Raw genomic sequence first — 19,938 nt, forward strand, 5'->3', positions numbered from 1 at the left:
CTCACCGGTCCACCTCGCCGAACACGAGGTCGAAGGTCGCGATCAACGCCGACACGTCGGCCAGCATGTGGCCGCGCGCCATGTGGTCCATCGCCTGCAGATGCAGGAAGCCCGGCGCCCGCAGCTTGGCGCGATACGGCTTGTTGGTGCCGTCGCTCACCATATAGACGCCGAACTCGCCCTTGGGCGCCTCGACGGCGGCATAGACCTCGCCCTTGGGCACCTTGAAGCCCTCGGTATAAAGCTTGAAGTGGTGGATCAGGCTTTCCATGTCGCGCTTCATCTCGGCGCGGCGGGGCGGGGTCAGCTTGCCGCGCGCCAATACGTCGCCCGCAGGCTCGGCCTTCAGCTTGGCGATCGCTTGGCGGATGATGCGGGTGGACTGGCGCATCTCCTCCATGCGGATCAGATAGCGGTCGTAGCAGTCGCCGTTGGAGCCGACCGGCACGTCGAACTCGAACTCGTCATAGCATTCGTAGGGCTGCGAGCGGCGCAGATCCCACGCCAGCCCCGAGCCGCGCGCCATCACGCCCGAAAAGCCCCAGTCCAGCACCTCCTGCTCGGTCGCGATGCCGATATCGACGGTGCGCTGCTTGAAGACCCGGTTCTCGGTGATGAGAATATCGAGGTCGCGGATGCGGGCCGGGAACTGCTCGGCCCACTCGTCGATGTCGTCCAGCAGGTCCGGCGGCAGGTCCTGATGCACGCCGCCCGGCCGGAAATAGGCCGCGTGAAGCCGCGCGCCCGAGGCCCGCTCGTAGAAGATCATCAGCTTCTCGCGCTCCTCGAACCCCCACAGCGGCGGGGTCAGCGCGCCCACGTCCATCGCGCCGGTGGTGACGTTCAGGAGGTGGTTCAGAACGCGCGTGATCTCGCAGAACAGCACGCGGATCAGGCTGGCGCGGCGGGGAATTTCCACCCCCGTCAGCTTTTCGATGGCAAGGCACCACGCATGTTCCTGCGAGATCGGCGAGGTGTAGTCCAGCCGGTCCAGATAGGGCAGGTTCTGCAGATAGGTGCGGCTTTCCATCAGCTTCTCGGTGCCGCGGTGAAGCAGTCCGATATGCGGATCGCACCGTTCCACGACCTCGCCGTCAAGCTCGATGATGAGGCGCAGCACGCCGTGCGCGGCGGGGTGCTGCGGGCCGAAGTTGATGCTGAAGTTGCGGATGCGCTGCTCGTCCGTCAGCACGTCCACGCTGCCGTCGTCATAGACGTTGTTGCGGATATCGCCGTCCATCACTTCTTGCCCTCTGCCGTGACGCCGGTGGTCGCCGGCGCCTTTTCGTCGCCGGGCAGCACGTAGCTCGCGCCTTCCCACGGGGACAGGAAATCGAATTGCCGGTATTCCTGGGTGAGGTTGACCGGCTCATAGACGACGCGCTTCAGGCTGTCGTTCCAGCGCACCTGAACATAGCCGCTGGTGGGGAAGTCCTTGCGCAACGGATGGCCCTGGAAGCCGTAGTCGGTCAGGATGCGGCGCAGGTCGGGATGGCCCGAGAACATGATCCCGAACATGTCGAAGACCTCGCGCTCGAACCATCCGGCCGAGGGATGGACGCGGGTGAGCGAGGGAACCAGATCATCCTCGCGCACCGCCGCTTTGATGCGGATGCGCTGGTTGGTGTACATCGACAGAAATTGCCAGACCACATCGAACCGCGCGGGGCGGTTCGGAAAGTCGATGGCGGTGATGTCGATCAGCGTGCTGAAGCGGCAGGTCGGCTCGGTCCGCAGGAACTCGGCCAGCGCGGCGATGCCGCCGGCGTTGACGGTCAGCGTCAGCTCGTCGAACTCGACCTGGGCCGACAGCACCTCGCTTTGCCGGCGCAGGGCGATCATCTCGCCCAGTTCGGTCAGGGCGGCCGTATCGGGATAGGTTGCCATGGCTTACCTCACCAGCGTGCCGGTGCGGCGGATGCGCCGCTGAAGCTGCAAAATGCCGTAGAGCAGCGCCTCGGCGGTGGGCGGGCAGCCGGGAACGTAGATGTCCACCGGCACGATCCGGTCGCAGCCGCGCACGACGGAATAGGAATAATGGTAATACCCCCCGCCATTGGCGCAGGAGCCCATGGAGATGACGTAGCGCGGCTCGGGCATCTGGTCATAGACCTTGCGCATCGCCGGGGCCATCTTGTTGGTCAGCGTGCCCGCCACGATCATCAGGTCGGACTGGCGGGGCGAGGCGCGGGGCGCGGTGCCGAAGCGCTCGATGTCATAGCGCGGCATCGACATCTGCATCATCTCGATCGCGCAGCAGGCAAGGCCAAAGCTCATCCAGTGCAGCGAGCCGTTGCGCGCCCAGTTGATGATGTCCTCGGTCGTGGTCAGCAGGAAGCCCTTGTCCTGCAATTCGCGGTTGAGGACCTGCGTCGCAGCCTCCTTGTCGGGCCCGGCGGTGTTCGCGCCGGTCTGGAAGCCGGAGGTCGGCTGGATCAGCCCCGATTTCACGCCGGTCGGGTGCGCCCCGTGAAAGGCCGGGCCGCCCGTCTGACCGCTTTTGTCCATCACGCCCATTCCAGCGCCCCTTTCCGCCATTCATAGGCGAAGCCGACCGTCAGCACGGCCAGGAACGCCATCATCGACCAGAACGCCACGTCAGACAGGCTCATGAAGCTGACCGCCCAGGGAAACAGGAACGCGACTTCCAGATCGAAGATGATGAACAGGATCGACACGAGATAGAACCGCACGTCGAACTTCATCCGCGCGTCGTCGAAGGCGCTGAAACCGCATTCATAGGCGCTGACCTTTTCCGGGTCGGGGTTGCGCACGGCGATCACCCACGCGGCCAGCACGAGGATGATGGCGAGCGCCGAGGCCATTCCGAGAAAGACGAGAATCGGCAGATATTCGGACAGAAGATAGTCCACGCGCTGGCTCCCTGACGTCGCGGGGCGAGTGGCCTCCGCGAGTGGCTTGGCAAAGCGTCGTTTATCCCCGGCGGACACGAGGGTCAATGCGATGCCGCCGCGCGGGGACGCTTCGTCGTCCTGCCATGCTGCGCCGTTTCGCCGCAGCGGGCAAGGCAATGCGCGGCTGCGGCGAGAGCCCCACGGCGGTCAGCGTGCGCTGGTCGCCCCCAGCGTTCCGCTCAACCACCCGGCGATCAGCCATCCCGCGATCGGCCCCTTGCGCGGCGGGCGGATCTTGGGATGCTCGCCCCCCATGATCTGCGCAACCTCGCTGCGCGACACCCACAGCGCATCCTCCAGTTCGACGGTGTCGAGCGTGATCTCATCGGTCAGCGCCTCGGCCGCGCAGCCGAGCATCAGAGAGGCGGGGAACGGCCAGGGCTGGCTGACGATGTGGCGGACCTCGCCGGTTCTGACGGCGGTTTCCTCGAACACCTCGCGGCGCACGGCGGCCTCGACGGTCTCACCCGGCTCGATGAAGCCGGCGAGGCAGGAATACATCCCCTCGGGCCAGCCCGGCGAGCGGCCCAGCAGCAGCCGATCCTCGCGTTCCACCAGCATGATGACCACGGGATCGGTGCGGGGAAAATGCGATGCGCCGCAGGCGGTGCAGCGGCGCTGCCAGCCGGACTGCACGGGCTCCGAGGGCTGGCCGCAGGCGGCGCAGAAGCGGTGCGTCGCGTGCCAGCCGGTCAGGGCGCGGGCGGTGGCGGCAAGCTCGCCCTCGGCCGGGGACAGCGCCGCCATCGCCCCGCGCAGTTCGGCGAAGCGGGCGCCGTCGATCTCGGGGTGGCGCTGCTCGGTCGGGTCCAGGAAAAGCTGCGTCTCGGCCATGTTGGGCGGCGCCCAGGCGGACATGTCCTGCGTGGCGACCGCCCGGCCATGCAGCACGCCCAGCAGCATCGGCGGCAGCGCATCCTCCAGCGCCGGATGGCCGGGCGCGAGCCATGCGAGGTTGCCCGCGTCGTCCAGCAGCAGCTTGCCGCGCCAGACCGGCAGCACCTGCGCGCCCGCCTGCCATGCGCCGTCCCCGCGCAGATGGGCGGCGCGATCGAAACTGCGCGCGCCATTCCCCTCGCCCGCGAAAGCCAGCATCCATTCATCCGTCATACGCGGTTCCTTCCCTGCCGGCAGGCACCGTGCCGCAGGGGCGGTCCGGCGGCAAGCCGCGGTTTACCTTGGCCCGCCGCGCACCTAGATTGCCCCCGTCATGGAGAACGCGATGCCCGACACCGCCACCCCGCCGGCCCCCGCCTATCAGGTGCTGGCCCGGAAATACCGGCCCGAGACGTTCGCCGATCTGGTGGGGCAGGACGCGATGGTGCGCACGCTCAAGAACGCCTTCGCCGCCGACCGGATCGCGCAGGCCTTCATCATGACCGGCATCCGCGGGACCGGGAAGACGACCACCGCCCGGATCATCGCCAAGGGCATGAACTGCGTCGGCCCCGATGGCACGGGCGGTCCCACGACCGAGCCTTGCGGCGTGTGCGAGCATTGCCGTGCGATCATGGAAGGCCGCCATGTCGATGTGCTGGAAATGGACGCGGCGTCCAGAACCGGCGTGAACGACATCCGCGAGATCATCGATTCCGTTCATTACCGGGCGGCGTCCGCGCGCTACAAGATCTACATCATCGACGAGGTCCACATGCTGTCCACCAGCGCGTTCAACGCGCTGCTGAAGACGCTGGAGGAGCCGCCGCCGCATGTGAAGTTCATCTTCGCCACCACGGAGATCCGCAAGGTTCCGGTCACGGTGCTGTCGCGCTGCCAGCGCTTCGACCTGCGCCGGATCGAGCCCGAGGTGATGATCGCGCTTCTGCGCAAGATCGCGGCGGCCGAGAGCGCGCAGATCACCGATGACGCGCTGGCGCTGATCACCCGCGCGGCGGAAGGATCGGCCCGCGACGCGACCAGCCTGCTCGATCAGGCGATTTCCCACGGCGCGGGCGAGACCACCGCCCCGCAGGTCCGCGCCATGCTGGGGCTGGCCGACCGGGGCCGGGTGCTGGACCTCTTCGACATGATCCTGCGCGGGGCCGCCGCCGAGGCGCTGGCGGAACTGCAAAGCCAGTATGCCGAGGGCGCCGACCCGCTCGCCGTGCTGCGCGACCTGGCCGAGATCACCCACTGGGTCAGCGTCGTGAAGATCACCCCCGAGGCGGTGGACGACCCGACCATCGGTCCCGACGAACGCGCGCGCGGCGGCGACATGGCCGGGCGCATCCCCATGCGGGCGCTGACCCGTCTGTGGCAGATGCTGCTGAAGGCGCTGGAAGAGGTGTCGGCCGCGCCCAACGCGATGATGGCAGCGGAAATGGCGATCATCCGCCTGACCCACGTGGCCGACCTGCCCGACCCCGAGGCGCTGATCCGCAAGGTGCAGGCGGCGCAGGCGGCCGGGGACTTCACCCGCTCCGCCAGCCCGGCAGCGGCCCCGGCGGGCGTGACGGCGAATGCGGCTCATGCGCCGCGGGCGCTCCGCTCGGGCATGGTGACGGCGCGGGGGGCGGTGGCCGTCGCGGCGCTCGCCGGTGACCCGGCGCCCGATGCACTGGCGGGCTATCCCGACTTCCAGTCGGTCGTCGAACTCATCCGGCGGATGCGCGACATGCGACTGCTGCTGGAGGTGGAAACCCATGTCCGGCTGGTCCGCTATTCGCCGGGCCGGATCGAGTTCCAGCCGACGCCCGACGCGCCGCGCGATCTCGCCCCCCGCCTTGCCGACCGGCTGCGCGGCTGGACCGGCGGCGCCCGCTGGGCGGTCTCGGTCGTCGATCAGGGCGGCGGGCCGACCATCGCCGAGAAGCGCGCCGAACGTGAGGCGGCCGAGATCGCCACCGCGCGGCAGAACCCGGTCGTGCAGGCGATCCTGTCGGTCGTGCCCGGCGCCCCCATCAGCGTGCGCCACGAGATCCCCCCCGCCCCGCCTGAACCGGCCGAGGGCGAGACCCCGGCCGAGGATCTGCACGGCCCCTCGGACGGGCCGGTCTCGGCGGTCGAGGAATGGGACCCCTTCGAGGATGAGGAGTGAGACGATGAAGAACCCCTTCGGCGGCATGGGCGATCTGTCCAAGATGATGCAGGCCGCGCGCGACATGCAGGACAAGGTGGACAGCCTGCAGAAGTCGCTGGACGAGATCACCGTGACCGGCGAGGCCGGCGCGGGGCTGGTCAAGGCCACCGCCACGGCCAAGGGCGAGCTGACCGCGCTGGACATCGACCCGTCGATCTTCGTCGCCAGCGAGAAACAGGTGGTCGAGGACCTGATCCTCGCCGCGATCAAGGACGCGCAGCGCCGGGCGCAGGATCGCGCGCAGCAGGAAACGCAGCGGATGGCGGGCGATCTCGGCCTGCCGCCAGGCATGAAGCTGCCGTTCTGAGGCGCGGCCGTGGCCGAGGGCAGCAACGACATCCAGGCGCTGATCTCGCAGATGGCGCGGTTGCCGGGGCTCGGGCCGCGCTCGGCCCGGCGGGTCGTGCTGGCGCTGATCCGGCGGCGCAGCACGCAGATGACGCAGCTTGCGGCGCTGATGGCCCGCGTCGCGGAAAACAGCCGCGAATGCGCCCGCTGCGGCAATATCGGCGAGGCCGAGATCTGCGACATCTGCGCCGATCCGACCCGCGCCAATGGCGAGCTGTGCGTGGTGGAAAACGTCGCCGATCTGTGGGCGATGGAACGCGGGCGGGCCTTTCGCGGCCGCTATCACGTGCTCGGCGGGACGCTGTCGGCGCTGGACGAGGTGGGGCCGGACGAGCTTGGCATCCCGCGCCTGATCTCTCGCGTGGCCGATGAGCGCGTGGTCGAGGTGATCCTCGCCCTGAACGCCACCGTCGAGGGCCAGACCACCGCCCATTACATCGCCGAGGCGCTGGCCGCCCTGCCCGCGCCCGTCACCGTGACCGGGCTTGCCCATGGCGTGCCGATCGGGGGCGAACTGGATTTTCTGGACGATGGCACCATCAGCGCGGCCCTGCGCGCAAGGAGGACGCTGTGACCGATCTTTCCGCCCCGATCGTCACGCCCGAGCAGCTCGTCCTGGACGGCTGGACGGACCATAACGGCCATCTGAACATGGCCTATTACCACGTCATCTTCGATCTCGCCGCCGACATGGCGCTGGCGGAATTCGGCATCAGCCCCGAACGGGCGGCGACCGACGGGAGATCGGTCTTCACCGTCGAGGCGCATATCCACTATCTGCGCGAGCTGAACGCGGGCGACCGGGTGCGTGTGTCGTTGCAGGTGCTGGCAAGCGACGCCAAGCGGCTGCACTACGTCCAGACGATGCAGCGGGTGGTGGACGGCGAATGCAAATTCGTCGCGGCGATCACCGAGAACCTGGTCCTCAGCGTGGATCTGAGGACCCGCCGCGTGGCCCCGTGGGCGCCGGACGTCGCCGAACGGCTGGCGGCGCTTGCCGTCGGCCATTCCGCCCTGCCGGTGCCGCGGCAGGTCGGGCGGATCATGGGGCTGGGCCGGCCCGGACAGTTCTGACGCCGGAACGCGAAGGACGCAGCGCCCGGAGCAGGCGCTGCGCCCATGTATCCCGTCGCGACCCTCACCTCAGGGGCATTGCCCAAAGGTCAGCCCGCCGGGATCGTCGAGCCGTGGCCGATCAGCTGTCGAGCTTTTCGGCCGGCTTCTGCTCGCCCTCGACCTGCGCCTCGACCGTGCGCGGCGCGGCTTTCGAGATGGCGATCTTGCGCGGCTTCAGCGCCTCGGGCACCTCGCGGACCAGTTCGATATGCAGCATTCCATCCACATGGCTCGCGCCGGTGACGCGGACATGGTCGGCAAGGGCGAACTTGCGCTCGAACGCGCGGGTCGCGATGCCGCGATGCAGGTAGCTGCGCTGGCCGTCGTCCTCGGCCTTGCGGGCCGAGACGATCACGGCGCCATCGCGCATTTCGACCGACAGATCGTCAGCCGAGAAACCGGCGACGGCGATCGAGATGCGATACGCATTCTCGCCGGTCTTTTCGATGTTGTAGGGCGGATAGGTCGGCGCGGCGACGTCGGCGGTCAGCGCGCGGTCCATCAGGTCGGCCATCCGGTCGAATCCGACCGAGGCCCGGTAAAGCGGGGTGAGATCCATATTACGCATCGTTACATCCTCAAGGTTCAAGCGATGTCATTTGCTGCCCCCCGAAGTTCCGGGCGGGCTGTGATGCCGGCGCTGTGACGCCATCCGGCATGGAGTGGATCTAGGCCGCCTCCGCCGCGATTCAAGGCCGCCCCGCTTCCCAGCGAAGCGCCGACCGGCTAGATTACCGGTGATGGACCTGCTGCACCCCCTCACCCTGAACGCCACCGACCTCGCCGCGCTGGCGCTGCTTCTGGTCACATGGTTCGCGGTCGGCGGGGTGATCGAGCATCCGCCGGCAAAGCGCGTTTCGGTGTCGGTGCTGATGCAGCACTACCGGCGCGCATGGATGGCCGAACTCATCACCCGCGAAAGCCGTATCTTCGACGGCAATACCCTGTTCGGCCTGCGCGAGGGCACGGCGTTCTTCGCCTCGGCCTGCATGATCGCGCTGGGGGGCGGGCTGGCCCTTCTGGGCAACACCGAGCCCCTGACCGGCATCGCCCGCGATCTGGAGGCCGAGACGGTGCCAGTCCTGCTGCTGCAACTCAAGATCCTGCTGATCCTGGCCTTCGTGGCCAACGCCTTCCTGAAATTCGTCTGGTCGCACCGGCTGTTCGGCTATTGCGCGATCATGATGGCGGCGGTGCCGAACGAATCCGGCCACCCGCAGGCCCGGAAGCGCGCGACGGCCGCGGCCGAGATGAACATCAAGGCCGCGCGCCACTTCAACAACGGGCTGCGCTCGGTCTATTTCGCGCTGGGGGCGACGGGCTGGCTGCTGGGGCCGCTGGGGCTGATCGCCGGCACCGCCATCGTCACGACCATCACCCTGCGGCGCGAGTTCGCGTCGGCCTCGCGGCAGGCGATCCTCGACGACCTCTACTGAGCTTCAGCCCTGCCACCGCGGCTTGCGCTTGTCGAAGAACGCCGCGATCCCGTGCGGGGCCTCGTCGTCCTCCCATACCGCGACGAGGCGGTCGATGGTCATCTCGATCACCTCGGCGTCGATCCGGGGGCCGAGCGCGCGGGTCAGCGCCTTGGCCGCCGCGACGGCCTTGGGTGCGACCTGAAGGTAAGGCGCGACCTCGTCTTCCACCGCGGCGTCCAGATCCTCGGGATCGACGACATAGGCGAGCAGGTCCAGCCGCTCGGCCTCCTCCGCCTCGAAGATGCGGGCGGACATGAAGACGCGCCGCGCCTTGCCCTCGCCCATCCGCGCGACGACATAGGGACCGATGGTGGCTGGAATCACACCCAGCCGGGTTTCCGTCAGCCCGAACCTCGCCCCGCGCGCCCCGACCGCCACGTCGCAGACCGACATCATGCCGATGCCGCCACCGAAGGCGTTGCCGTGAACCCGGCCGATCAGCGGCTTGGGCAGGGTGTTGAGCGTCTGCAGCATCTCGGCCAGTTGCCGCGCCCCGGCCCGGCGGGTGGCGGCATCGGCGGTCATCTGTTCCTGCATCCAGGCCAGATCGCCGCCGGCGCAGAAGCTTTTCCCCTCGGCCGCGAGGATCACCGCCCGCACCGCCGGATCGTCGCCCAACTGCCGGGCGGCGAGCGTCAGCTCCTCCAGCATCCGCGCCGACAGGGCGTTGTGCTTGTCGGCCCGCGCAAGCCACAGCGTGGCGACGCCACGCGCGTCCGTGTCGATGCGGATGGTTTCCATGCGCCGCTCTTCCGCCGCGCTCATGCGCGCAGTCCTTTCGCCATCGCAGCCGCCCGCTCCACCACATCCATGTCGAGGCCGGTGCTGAACCCGCGGGATGCCAGATGCGCCGCGACCTTCTCGGTGGCGACGTTCCCCGCCGCGCCGGGCGCATAGGGGCAGCCGCCAAGGCCGCCCACCGCCGCGTCGAAGACGCGCAGCCCGCGTGCGAGGCTTGCGTCGATATTATCGAGCGCCCGGCCCGCCGTGTCGTGGTAATGCCCGGCCAGCATCGGGGCCGGCACCTCCTCCAGCACGGCGGCGAGCATCGCGTCCACCGCCTCGGGCCACGCCTGCCCGATGGTGTCGGCGAGGCTGATCTCGTAGCAGCCCGCGTCGTGAAGGGCCTTTGCGACACGCACAACGTTTTCGGGCGGGATCTTCCCGTCGAAGGGGCAATCGGTCACGACGCTGACATATCCCCGGACCGGCACGCCATCGACCTTGGCCGCCGCGATGATCGGCGCGAACCGTTCGAGGCTTTCGGCAATCGTGCAGTTCAGGTTCGCCCGCGCGAACCCTTCCGAGGCGCTGGTGAACACCGCGATTTCCGAGGCACGCGCGACGCGCGCGCCCTCGTAGCCCTTAAGGTTCGGGGTGAGAACCGCGTAGCTGACACCGGGCGCGCGGGTGATGCCCGCCATCACCTCGGCGGCGTCGGCCATCTGCGGCACCCATCTGGGCGACACGAAGCTTGTCACCTCGATCCGGCGGAAGCCCGCCTCGGACAGCAGGTCCACCAGCGCGATCTTGTCCGCCGCGGGGATCAGGCGCGTTTCGTTCTGAAGCCCGTCGCGCGGACCCATCTCGAAGATCTCGACATCAGACATCGGGAACCTCGTAGAACTCGCGGGAATACAGCACCGGCACATCTTCGGGCGGCAGGCTGCGCCCGAAGGCGGGCCGGGCCGCGCAGCGTTCGGCATAGGCGGCGAGCGCGGGACGTTCCTCGAATCGCACGAAGCGCCGAGCAGTCCAGACCGACCAGCCGACCGCGCAATCGACGCCCGAGAAGCCCGCGCCCATCAGCCAGTCCTGACTTTCGACCGCCTTCTCCACCAGCCCGAGCGCGCGCGACAGCCGCGCCGCCTCCAGCTTCATCACCGTGGGCGAGCGCTGCCAGTCCTCGCGCAGCATGATGTGGTGCTGGGTCAGGTTGGCGATGTGCTGGGCCAGCGTTTCCGCGAAATGCAGCCAGTCGAGCCAGCCGATCCGCCCCTCCTCGCCCGGCGCGCGCCACAGCTCGGGCGCGCGGGTTTCGCACAGCCATTCGACCATCGCGCCGGATTCGTGGAAGGTGATGTCGCCGATCTGCATCGCAGGCGAACGGCCGACCGGGTGGATCGCGGCATAGGGCTCCTTGCGCATCGAGCCGTCGAGGAACGACAACTCGCGCAGTTCATAGGGGCAGCCGATCTCCTCCAGCAGCCACAGCACGCGCATGGAGCGCGACAGCGGGACGTGCCAGAGGATCGGGGTGTCATGGCCTTCCGTTGCGCCCTTCGCGGGTTCGGTCATTCCTCCTCCTCCAGCCGGATCAGCGCCGCACCCGCTTCGACCTGATCGCCCGCTTGCGCCAGAACCTCGGCCACGGTGCCGTCGCGGGCCGCGGTCAGCGTGTGCTCCATCTTCATCGCTTCCAGGATCGCCAGCCGGTCGCCCGCCGCGACCTGCTGGCCGGGGGCGACGAACACCGCCTTGACCAGCCCCGGCATGGGCGACAGCGTCAGCCCCCCGCCCGCCGCCTCGGTCTGCCGGTCCAGCGGGTCCTGCGGCACCAGCGTCAGGCTGCGGCCGCCGAAGACGCTGACACCCGCCGGATGGGTCACGATGCGCGAGCGGCGGGGCGCGCCGTTCACCCACCAGCGCTCCCCCTGCCACAGGACTTCATGCGCGGTGCCATCCAGCGTCACCCGCGCGACGCCGGGGCCGAGCACCTCGACGACGCCCTCGCCTCCCTCCCACGTCACGGTGCGCTTGAGCGGCGACCAGAGCGTGATGCCGCCGCGCACGTCCGGCTCGTGCAGCCCTGCGACCCCGAGCGCGGCCAGTGCACGGGTTTCAGGCGGGGGTTCGGCCTGATCGAGCAACTGGTCCAGATCGCGGGCGATCAGGCCGGTATCGACCTCGCCGCGGCGGAAACCCTCGTGCCGGGTCAGGGCGATCAGGAAGTCGATATTGGTGACGGTGCCCGCGACCTCGGTATCGACCAGCGCGGTTTCCAAGGCGCGAAGGGCAATCGCGCGGGTCGGGCCGTGGGTGACGACCTTGGCGATCATCGGATCATACCACGGGCTGATGCTGTCGCCCTGCCGCACGCCGGTCTCGACGCGGGCGTTGCCCGCGAATTTCAGATGCGCGAGCCGGCCCGTCGCGGGCAGGAAGCCCGCCGGCACGTCCTCGGCATAAAGCCGGGCCTCGAAGGCGTGGCCGGTGATGGTCAGCTCGTCCTGCCGCTTCGGCAGCGGCTCGCCGGAGGCCACGCGCAACTGCCATTCCACCAGATCGACGCCGGTGATGGCCTCGGTCACGGGGTGTTCCACCTGAAGGCGGGTGTTCATCTCCATGAACCAGAAGCCGTCCGGGCGCAGTCCGTTGGAGCCATCGACGATGAACTCGATGGTGCCCGCGCCGGCATAGCCGATGGCCTCGGCCGCGCGAACGGCGGCGGCGCCCATCGCGGCGCGGACCTCGGTGGTCATGCCGGGGGCCGGGGCTTCCTCGATCACCTTCTGGTGCCGGCGCTGAAGCGAGCAGTCGCGTTCGAACAGGTGAACGGCGCGAGTGCCGTCGCCGAAGACCTGCACCTCGATATGGCGGGGGGCAGTGACGTATTTCTCGATCAGCACGGAGGGGTTGCCGAAGGCGGTCTGCGCCTCGCCCTGCGCGCTGGCGAGCGCATCCGCGAAGTCCGGGGGCGCGTCCACCTTGCGCATCCCCTTGCCGCCGCCGCCCGCCACGGCCTTGATGAGCACGGGATAGCCGATCCGGTCGGCCTGATCGGCGAGAAAGGCGGCGTCCTGATCGGCGCCGTGATAGCCGGGGACGACCGGCACGCCGGCCTTCTCCATCAGCGCCTTGGCCGCATCCTTGAGGCCCATCGCCCGGATCGCGTCCGCCGAGGGGCCGATGAAGACCAGCCCCGCCGCCGTCACCGCATCCACGAAGTCGGGGTTCTCGCTCAAGAATCCATAGCCCGGATGGATCGCCTGCGCGCCGGTGTCCAACGCCGCCCGGATGATCGTATCGCCCCGCAGGTAGCTGTCCTTGGGCGCGGGGCCGCCGATATGGACGGCCTCGTCGGCCATCGAGACATGGCGCGCGCCGCGGTCGGCGTCGGAATAGACCGCGACCGTGCCGACTCCCAGCTTGCGGCAGGTGTCGATGACTCGGCAGGCGATCTCGCCCCGGTTGGCGATCAGGATCTTGTCAAACATGGCGGGCATCCTTCGATCGGACGCCCGCCACCGATGGGTCAGCGACGCAGCGCCCCGGCCACGCCGCCGATGGCGGCACCCGCCAGCGGCTCGTCGGCGACGACCTCGCCCACGACCGCGCCGCCCAGGGCGCCGGTGGTGGCGCGCTCGGCGCCGGTATCGCCGCAGGCCGCGACGAGCAGCAGCAGGGCTCCGCCGGCGAAGAGTTTGGTGACTGTGGTCTGCATGGCTCGCTCCAGATTCGGCCGCGCGACCTCCTCGCGCGGCTCTCGTGGACGACCAACGCGCCCGACGCCGGAAAGTTCGCCCGGACATCCGTCGCTTGCGCGGTCCGCTCGTCCGGGCAGGCGATCTTGTCCCGGTTGGCGATCAGGATCTTGCTGAACATGCGTTCGCCCCATGTTGCCGCGCCGCACCGGGGGCTTCGCGCCCCCGGACCCCCGCGGGATATTTCTGGACAGAAGATGGCATCGTCACATCCTGAACACGCCGAAACGTGTCGGCTCGATCGGGGCGTTGAGGCTGGCGCGCAAGGACAGCGCCAGCACGTCGCGGGTCTTGCGGGGGTCCACCACGCCGTCGTCCCAGAGGCGGGCGGAGGCGTAGAGCGGGTGGCTCTGCCGGCCGAACATCTCGATGGTGGGCCGCTTGAACTCGGCCTCCTCCTCGGCCGACCACTGCCCGCCCTTGCGCTCGATCCCGTCGCGGCGGACGGTGGCGAGAACGCCGGCCGCCTGCTCGCCGCCCATGACGCTGATGCGGCTGCTGGGCCAGGTCCAGAGGAACCGGGGCGAGTAGGCGCGGCCGGCCATGCCGTAGTTGCCGGCACCGAAGGAGCCGCCGACCAGCATGGTGATCTTGGGGACCGAGGTCGTCGCCACCGCCGTCACCATCTTGGCGCCGTGGCGGGCGATGCCCTCGTTCTCATACTTCCGGCCGACCATGAAGCCGGTGATGTTCTGGAGGAAGATCAGCGGGATGTTGCGCTGGCTGCACAGTTCGATGAAATGCGCGCCCTTCACGGCGGCTTCCGAGAACAGGACGCCGTTGTTGGCGACGATGCCGACCGGGCAGCCCTCGATATGGGCGAAACCTGTCACCAGCGTCTCGCCGAAGCGGGGCTTGAACTCGTCGAAGCGACTGCCGTCCACGACGCGGGCGATGACCTCGCGGATGTCGTAGGGGGTGCGCAGGTCGGCGGGGACGACGCCGAGGATTTCCTCGGGGTCGTAGAGCGGGGCTTCCGGCGACTGCCACACGACCGTCTGCGGAAGGCGGCGGTTCAGATGGCTGACGGCGCGGCGGGCCAAGGCCAGCGCATGGGCGTCGTCCTCGGCCAGATGGTCGGCCACGCCGGACAGCCGCGTGTGGACGTCGCCGCCGCCCAGGTCCTCGGCGCTGACGACCTCTCCGGTCGCGGCCTTCACCAGCGGCGGGCCGGCGAGGAAGATGGTGCCCTGATCGCGAACGATGATAGTGACGTCGGACATGGCGGGGACATAGGCGCCGCCTGCGGTGCAGGACCCCATCACCACGGCGATCTGGGGGATGCCCTTCGCGCTCATCTGCGCCTGATTATAGAAGATGCGGCCGAAATGGTCGCGGTCGGGGAACACCTCGTCCTGCTGCGGCAGGTTCGCGCCGCCGGAGTCCACCAGATAGATGCAGGGCAGGTGGCAGGCCTCGGCGATCTCCTGCGCGCGCAAGTGCTTCTTGACCGTCATCGGATAGTAGGTGCCGCCCTTCACGGTGGCGTCGTTCGCGACCACCATCACGTCGAGACCATGCACCCGCCCCACCCCGGCGATCACGCCCGCGCCGGGCGCCGCGCCGTCATACATGTCATGCGCGGCTGTCGCGCCGATTTCGAGAAACGGCGAGCCGGGGTCCAGCAGGTTCGCCACCCGTTCCCGTGGCGGCATCTTGCCGCGCGAGACGTGGCGGGCCAGCGCGTCGGGGCCGCCGCCTGCCGCTGCGGCGTCGGCCGCCTGCCGGATCGTCTCCAGCATCGCCAGATGCGCCTGCCGGTTGGCGCGGAACGCGTCCGAGGATGGCAGGGCGGTGGTGCGCAGTTTCATGTCAGTTCCCTTTCGGCGCGTCGAGATCGGCGGCAAGCCGCAGCGCATGGCGCGCGGTTTCATCCAGCAGGCAGCGGGCGGCGACGACCCGCGCAAGGCTGCCGCCGGCATAGGCCGAGGCCTCGAACGTGCACCATTTGTCGCGCCAGCCGATCCAGGCGCGTTCCATCTCGACCAGCGAGTCGAGCGGCGGGGGCATCTGATCGGAACCGATGTCGTCCTGCAATGCCGCGCGGCCCTGGCGCTGCGCCGCGTAGATCTCGTTGAGTTGGACGTCCCACCAGCCTGTCTCGGCCGCGAGGCAGTCGATCATGCCCATGGTGGTCTGCCCGTCCGGCAGGCTCATGCAGATGTCGGCCTGATTTCCGACGCAATCCATCACGTCGTCGATCCGCGCGGCACCGGCGGCGAGCGCGCCCCGCGCGCCCGAGAGGCAGGATTGCAGCGCCGTTTCGTCCAGCTGCACGGGCTCCTGCGCCCAGGCGGGCATGGCGAGCAAGGCGCCGAAAATGGTGGTTCGCAGGATCATCCCTCTCCCTCCGCCAGCTTGCGCAGCTCGCGCCGCATCACCTTGCCCGTCACCGTCATCGGCAGCGCGTCGAGAAACGCCACCTCGCGCGGGTAGCTGTGCGCGGCGCAGAGGCGGCGGGCGTGGTCCTGCAACTGCTTTGCCAGTTCCTCGCCGGCGGCGTATCCGGGGCGCAGGACGACATAGGCCTTGACGATCTCGGTCCTGAGCGCGTCCGGCTTGCCGATCACCCCAACCGAGGCGACGGCTTCGTGCTGCATCAGCACGTCCTCGATTTCCGAGGGACCGATGCGGTAGCCGGCGGATGTGATCACATCGTCGTCGCGGCCGACGAAGCGGATATAACCGTCGTCGATCTGCCCCCGATCGCCGGTCACGAGCCAGTCGCCGCGGAACTTCTCGGCCGTTTCCTCGGGACGGTTCCAGTAGCCGAGGAACATCGACCCGGCCCGCCCCGCGGCGGAGGTGCGGCGGATGGCGATGTCGCCCTCGCCGTCGATCTCCGTTCCCGCGTCGTCGATCACCACCACGTCGAAGCCCGGCACCGCGCGGCCGATCCAGCCGGGGCGCGGCGGGAACACGGTTCCGGCGGCCGAGGCGACCATGTTGCACTCGGTCTGGCCGTAGAACTCGTTGATCGTCAGCCCGAACGCGCGGCGGCCCCAGTCGAGCATCTCGGCCCCCAGCGGCTCGCCGCCGGAGGCGACGCTGCGCAGCCCCGGCACCTGCGCGTCGGCGGCCTTGAGCATCTTGAGCGCGGTCGGCGGGAAGAAGACGTTGCGGACGCCGTGGCGGGCGATCAGGTCCACGCAGCCATCGACCGTGAAGCGCGGCATTCGCGCCGCGACCACCGGCACCCCCAGCGCGAGCCCCGGCATCAGCACGTCGAACAGCCCGCCGATCCACGCCCAGTCAGCGGGGGTCCACAGGCAGTCGCCCGGCTGGCCGAGCCGGTCGTGGGAAAGCTCCACCCCCGGCAGATGGCCAGTCAGCACGCGATGGCCATGCAGCGCCCCTTTCGGCGCGCCGGTGGTGCCCGAGGTGTAGATGATGACCGCCGGATCATCCGGCCCCGTCGCGGCGACCGGGAAGCCGCCCGCTTCCGGCAGCCCATCCTCGGGGACGATCACCCGCAGGCCGAAGGGGGCCAGCATCTCGCGCCCTTCCGGGTCGGCCACGACCGTCCGCACGCCGGCATCGCGCAGGCGCAGCCCCAGCGCCTCGGGGCCGAACAGCTTGAACAGCGGGATCGAAATCGCGCCCGCCTGCCAGATCGCGACATGCGCCGCCGCCGTCCACGGCGACTGGGTCCGCAGGATGGCGACCCGCTCGCCCGGCTCGGCTCTCATCGCGTGGGCCAGCCGGTCGGCCATCGCGGCAAGCTCGCCATAGCTGACATGCGCGCCGGTTTCCGCGTCGATCAGCGCCGTGCGCCCCGGCTCGGTCCGCGCCCAGTCGTGGCAGGCCTGATCGGCCATGTTGAGGCGGTCCGGTGCAGGCCAGCGGAACGCCGCCCGCATCGCCTCGTAATCACCGGGGGGCAGAAGCGGGCGCATCATGCCCCCCGCTGCCGCCCGGACGGGCCGGCGATGCCCCACGTCGCCGACAGGTCCGGCAGTGCGATGAGCCGAACGCTATACGGCCCCACCGCATGATGAACCGCGGCGAACAATGGCCCGCCCGCCAAGAAGCGATCCGATCTCTTCCGCCTGCCTGCGCTGCTCATCGCCTGCCCCCCTTTTCGGTTAAGCCGCCGCCGTTCCCCAGTTCACGCTCCACCGTCTGAAGCTCGCGCTCAAGGAAGAACGAGATGACCGAGCGGATCACGACGAGGATACCCAGGAACACCAGATCGGCCATCGCCAGGCTGACCGCCGTGGCGATGATATCCGACACGATCAGGATTTCGAGCCCCGCGAGGATGTAGCGCCCCAGCTCGACCCTTTCCGCGTTCAGGCCTCGCTTGCGCTCGTCCTCTCCGCGCCGGAATTCGGCCCTCAGATATCCGATCAGGAAGCGGGTCGCCCCGACAAGGAGGACGGCGATCGCCACGAGGTCGATGATGGCGGCCGCCGCCTCGATGGCGGCGACCAGCCACTCCATCCGGCCATGCAGCAGTCCCTCGTCGCGGACGTAGTCGAGAAAGCCCTCCATCAGCACCCCAGCATGCGGCCGGGGGTCCGAAACGCCGGCAGGTCGCGCCCGGAACTCATTCCAGCGCCATCAGCTCGCGGCCGATCAGCATCCGCCGGATTTCGCTGGTGCCCGCGCCGATCTCCATCAGCTTGGCGTCGCGGAACAGGCGGCTGACGGTGGAATCGTTCAGGAACCCCGCGCCGCCCAGCGCCTGCACGGCCTGATGCGCCTGCACCATCGCCTGCTCGCTGGCGTAAAGCACCGCCCCCGCCGCGTCCTGCCGGGTGACCTTCCCGGCGTCGCAGGCCTTGGCGACCTCGTAGACGTAAGCCTTCGCGGTGTTCATCGCCACATACATGTCGGCGATCTTGCCCTGCATCAGCTGGAAACTCCCGATCGGCTGGCCGAACTGTTTGCGCTCGCGCGCATAGGGCAGCACCTCGTCAAGGCAGGCGGCCATGATCCCCGTGCCGATGCCCGACAGCACCAGCCGCTCGTAATCCAGCCCCGACATGAGGACGCGGACGCCCCTGCCTTCGGTGCCCAGCACATTCTCGAAGGGAATTTCAGCGTCCTCGAAGATCAGCTCGCCCGTGTTGGAACCGCGCATCCCGAGCTTGTCGAAATGCGGCCCCTGGCTGAAATCCTTCGTCCCTTTCTCGACGATGAAGGCGGTCATGCCTTTCGACCCGGCCTCGGGGTCGGTCTTGGCATAGACGACCAGCACATCGGCGTCGGGGCCGTTGGTGATCCAGTATTTGCTGCCGTTGAGGACGTAATAGCCGTTCCGCTTCTCGGCCCGCAGCTTCATCCCGACCACATCGGACCCCGCGCCTTCCTCGGACATGGCCAGCGCGCCGACATGCTCGCCGGAGCAGAGCTTCGGCAGATACTTCCGCTTCTGCTCGTCCGAGCCGTTCAGCTTCAGCTGGTTCACGCAGAGGTTGGAATGCGCGCCATAAGACAGGCTGACCGAGGCGGAAGCGCGGGCGATCTCCTCGACCGCGATGGTGTGGGCCAGATAGCCCATCCCGGTGCCGCCATATTCCTCGGGGACGGTGATGCCGAGCAGGCCCAGATCGCCCATCTCGCGCCACAGATCGGCGGGGAACTCGTTGGTGCGGTCCACCTCGGCGGCGATCGGCTTGACGCGCTCCTGCGCCCAGCGATGCACCATCTCGCGCAGCGCGTTCACGTCCTCGCCGAGGTCGAACTCCATGCCCTTCGTGAACACCCTCGCTCCCCCTCCCAAGGTTATTGAACGACCGTTCGGATAACTATGCGTCGGCGCGGCCCGCCGCGTCAAGAATTTCCGCAAGCGTCGCGCGCAGCAGATCAAGCTGCGGCGGCGCGGAAAAGCGGTGATCGGCATCCTTGACCAGCGTCAGCCGGATATCCGGGCCGCTTGCATGATCCAGCAGCCGCAGCGCATCGGCCATCGGCACATCGGCATCCGCCGTGCCTTGCAGAAACCGCACCGGCATCGGCAGATGCAGGGGCGCGGCGAATACCTGGTTCCCGGCCCCCTGATCGAACAGCCGCCGCGAGAAGGTGTAGTCGCCGCCCTCGTATTCGCTGGGCCGGGTCACGAAGCCCCATGCGGCGAGGTCTGAGTGATCGGTGACGGTGAACTCCGCCCACATCCGCTCGGTGAAATCCGGCGCCGCGGCGATGGTGACGAGGCCCGCCACCCGCTCGGGCCGCGCCCGCGCCAGCAGCAGCGACAGCCAGCCGCCGAGGGACGAGCCGACCAGCACATGCGGCCCCGGCACCAGCGCGTCGATCAGGTCCGCCGCATCCTCCAGCCAGTCAGCGATCCCGAACGCCTCGACGGTGCCGGCCGATTCGCCATGCCCCGACAGATCGAGGGCCAGCATCGCCCGGCCCTCGGCCGCGCACCATTCCCGCAGCGCCACCACCTTCGTTCCCTGCCGATCCGACCGGAACCCGTGCAGGAACACGACCGCCGGCCCCTTCCCGTCGGTCAGATCATACGCCAGCCGCCGCCCCTTCGCCGTGGTATGGAACATCGCCGTCTCCCT

At 69.0% G+C, this 19,938-nt stretch carries 22 protein-coding genes; 5 read left to right on the forward strand and 17 right to left on the reverse strand.

Translation table 11 applies throughout. From position 1 onward, the window contains the following. Position 1: 1 nt before the first annotated feature. From KTN05_RS10420 to nudC, 5 genes are all read right to left on the reverse strand, one after another. On the reverse strand, positions 2-1,240 hold the full coding sequence (locus KTN05_RS10420) for an NADH-quinone oxidoreductase subunit D (protein WP_217329340.1): 1,239 nt from the start codon (positions 1,238-1,240) through the stop codon (positions 2-4). Further along, positions 1,240-1,887 carry an NADH-quinone oxidoreductase subunit C gene (locus tag KTN05_RS10425; RefSeq protein ID WP_217329341.1) on the reverse strand — a complete coding sequence of 216 codons (648 nt, stop codon included), beginning with the start codon at positions 1,885-1,887 and terminating at the stop codon, positions 1,240-1,242. The genes KTN05_RS10420 and KTN05_RS10425 overlap by 1 nt, the downstream gene beginning before the upstream one ends. Positions 1,888-1,890: 3 nt before the next feature. Then, positions 1,891-2,517, reverse strand: coding sequence for an NADH-quinone oxidoreductase subunit B family protein (locus KTN05_RS10430; RefSeq protein WP_371823332.1), 627 nt, complete (start codon positions 2,515-2,517; stop codon positions 1,891-1,893). After that, positions 2,508-2,873, reverse strand: coding sequence for an NADH-quinone oxidoreductase subunit A (locus KTN05_RS10435; protein ID WP_217329342.1), 366 nt, complete (start codon positions 2,871-2,873; stop codon positions 2,508-2,510). Before KTN05_RS10435 ends, KTN05_RS10430 begins: the two co-directional genes overlap by 10 nt. 189 nt (positions 2,874-3,062) lie before the next feature. After that, on the reverse strand, positions 3,063-4,025 hold the full coding sequence (nudC, locus tag KTN05_RS10440; protein ID WP_254368119.1) for an NAD(+) diphosphatase: 963 nt from the start codon (positions 4,023-4,025) through the stop codon (positions 3,063-3,065). Between the two features lie 112 nt (positions 4,026-4,137). Between nudC and KTN05_RS10445 the strand changes: the two genes are divergently transcribed. Genes KTN05_RS10445 through KTN05_RS10460 form a run of 4 tightly spaced genes read left to right on the forward strand, consistent with a single transcriptional unit; the run spans position 4,138 to position 7,416 of the window. Next, positions 4,138-5,952 carry a DNA polymerase III subunit gamma/tau gene (locus tag KTN05_RS10445; RefSeq protein ID WP_217329384.1) on the forward strand — a complete coding sequence of 605 codons (1,815 nt, stop codon included), beginning with the start codon at positions 4,138-4,140 and terminating at the stop codon, positions 5,950-5,952. 4 nt (positions 5,953-5,956) lie between these two features. After that, complete coding sequence (locus KTN05_RS10450; RefSeq protein WP_217329343.1) at positions 5,957-6,301, forward strand: YbaB/EbfC family nucleoid-associated protein; 345 nt, start codon at positions 5,957-5,959, stop codon at positions 6,299-6,301. Positions 6,302-6,310: 9 nt separating this feature from the next. Continuing rightward, positions 6,311-6,916 (forward strand): recombination mediator RecR, encoded by a 606-nt coding sequence (gene recR, locus KTN05_RS10455; RefSeq protein WP_217329344.1) that lies wholly within the window; start codon positions 6,311-6,313, stop codon positions 6,914-6,916. Then, positions 6,913-7,416, forward strand: a complete 504-nt coding sequence (locus KTN05_RS10460) for a thioesterase family protein (protein WP_371823333.1) — start codon at positions 6,913-6,915, stop codon at positions 7,414-7,416. Before recR ends, KTN05_RS10460 begins: the two co-directional genes overlap by 4 nt. Before the next feature lie 121 nt (positions 7,417-7,537). Here KTN05_RS10460 and KTN05_RS10465 read toward each other — a convergent pair whose 3' ends face one another. Continuing rightward, the gene (locus tag KTN05_RS10465) at positions 7,538-8,026 is read right to left on the reverse strand and encodes an Hsp20 family protein (RefSeq protein ID WP_217329345.1); all 489 of its coding nucleotides are present in this window, start codon (positions 8,024-8,026) and stop codon (positions 7,538-7,540) included. Between the two features lie 172 nt (positions 8,027-8,198). Here KTN05_RS10465 and KTN05_RS10470 point away from each other — a divergent pair, with 172 nt between their 5' ends. Continuing rightward, positions 8,199-8,894, forward strand: a complete 696-nt coding sequence (locus KTN05_RS10470) for a DUF599 domain-containing protein (protein WP_217329346.1) — start codon at positions 8,199-8,201, stop codon at positions 8,892-8,894. A 3-nt stretch (positions 8,895-8,897) separates the two neighbouring features. On the opposite strand, the gene KTN05_RS10475 is transcribed toward KTN05_RS10470, so the two are convergent. The 11 genes from KTN05_RS10475 to KTN05_RS10525 form a co-directional block, all read right to left on the reverse strand. Next, positions 8,898-9,701 carry a crotonase/enoyl-CoA hydratase family protein gene (locus KTN05_RS10475; RefSeq protein WP_254368121.1) on the reverse strand — a complete coding sequence of 268 codons (804 nt, stop codon included), beginning with the start codon at positions 9,699-9,701 and terminating at the stop codon, positions 8,898-8,900. Then, positions 9,698-10,546, reverse strand: coding sequence for a hydroxymethylglutaryl-CoA lyase (locus KTN05_RS10480; RefSeq protein WP_217329347.1), 849 nt, complete (start codon positions 10,544-10,546; stop codon positions 9,698-9,700). Before KTN05_RS10480 ends, KTN05_RS10475 begins: the two co-directional genes overlap by 4 nt. Then, positions 10,539-11,234 (reverse strand): glutathione S-transferase family protein, encoded by a 696-nt coding sequence (locus tag KTN05_RS10485; protein WP_217329348.1) that lies wholly within the window; start codon positions 11,232-11,234, stop codon positions 10,539-10,541. Before KTN05_RS10485 ends, KTN05_RS10480 begins: the two co-directional genes overlap by 8 nt. After that, positions 11,231-13,153, reverse strand: a complete 1,923-nt coding sequence (locus tag KTN05_RS10490; RefSeq protein ID WP_305799903.1) for an acetyl/propionyl/methylcrotonyl-CoA carboxylase subunit alpha — start codon at positions 13,151-13,153, stop codon at positions 11,231-11,233. Before KTN05_RS10490 ends, KTN05_RS10485 begins: the two co-directional genes overlap by 4 nt. 38 nt (positions 13,154-13,191) lie before the next feature. Further along, the gene (locus KTN05_RS10495) at positions 13,192-13,380 is read right to left on the reverse strand and encodes a hypothetical protein (RefSeq protein ID WP_217329350.1); all 189 of its coding nucleotides are present in this window, start codon (positions 13,378-13,380) and stop codon (positions 13,192-13,194) included. Positions 13,381-13,626: 246 nt separating this feature from the next. Continuing rightward, entirely contained in the window at positions 13,627-15,231 is a 1,605-nt protein-coding gene (locus tag KTN05_RS10500; RefSeq protein ID WP_217329351.1) for a carboxyl transferase domain-containing protein, read from the reverse strand. Between the two features lies 1 nt (position 15,232). Continuing rightward, complete coding sequence (locus KTN05_RS10505) at positions 15,233-15,760, reverse strand: lysozyme inhibitor LprI family protein (RefSeq protein WP_217329352.1); 528 nt, start codon at positions 15,758-15,760, stop codon at positions 15,233-15,235. Further along, positions 15,757-17,316, reverse strand: coding sequence for an AMP-binding protein (locus KTN05_RS10510; protein ID WP_217329353.1), 1,560 nt, complete (start codon positions 17,314-17,316; stop codon positions 15,757-15,759). The genes KTN05_RS10505 and KTN05_RS10510 overlap by 4 nt, the downstream gene beginning before the upstream one ends. Positions 17,317-17,482: 166 nt before the next feature. Then, positions 17,483-17,914 (reverse strand): DUF1622 domain-containing protein, encoded by a 432-nt coding sequence (locus KTN05_RS10515; RefSeq protein WP_217329354.1) that lies wholly within the window; start codon positions 17,912-17,914, stop codon positions 17,483-17,485. A gap of 55 nt (positions 17,915-17,969) precedes the next feature. Then, positions 17,970-19,115 carry an isovaleryl-CoA dehydrogenase gene (locus KTN05_RS10520; protein ID WP_217329387.1) on the reverse strand — a complete coding sequence of 382 codons (1,146 nt, stop codon included), beginning with the start codon at positions 19,113-19,115 and terminating at the stop codon, positions 17,970-17,972. Between the two features lie 58 nt (positions 19,116-19,173). Further along, positions 19,174-19,926, reverse strand: coding sequence for an alpha/beta fold hydrolase (locus tag KTN05_RS10525; protein WP_217329355.1), 753 nt, complete (start codon positions 19,924-19,926; stop codon positions 19,174-19,176). Between the last annotated feature and the right edge of the window lie 12 nt (positions 19,927-19,938).

The sequence above is a fragment of the Paracoccus sp. Z118 genome (assembly GCF_019061185.1).
Taxonomy (GTDB): Bacteria; Pseudomonadota; Alphaproteobacteria; order Rhodobacterales; family Rhodobacteraceae; genus Paracoccus.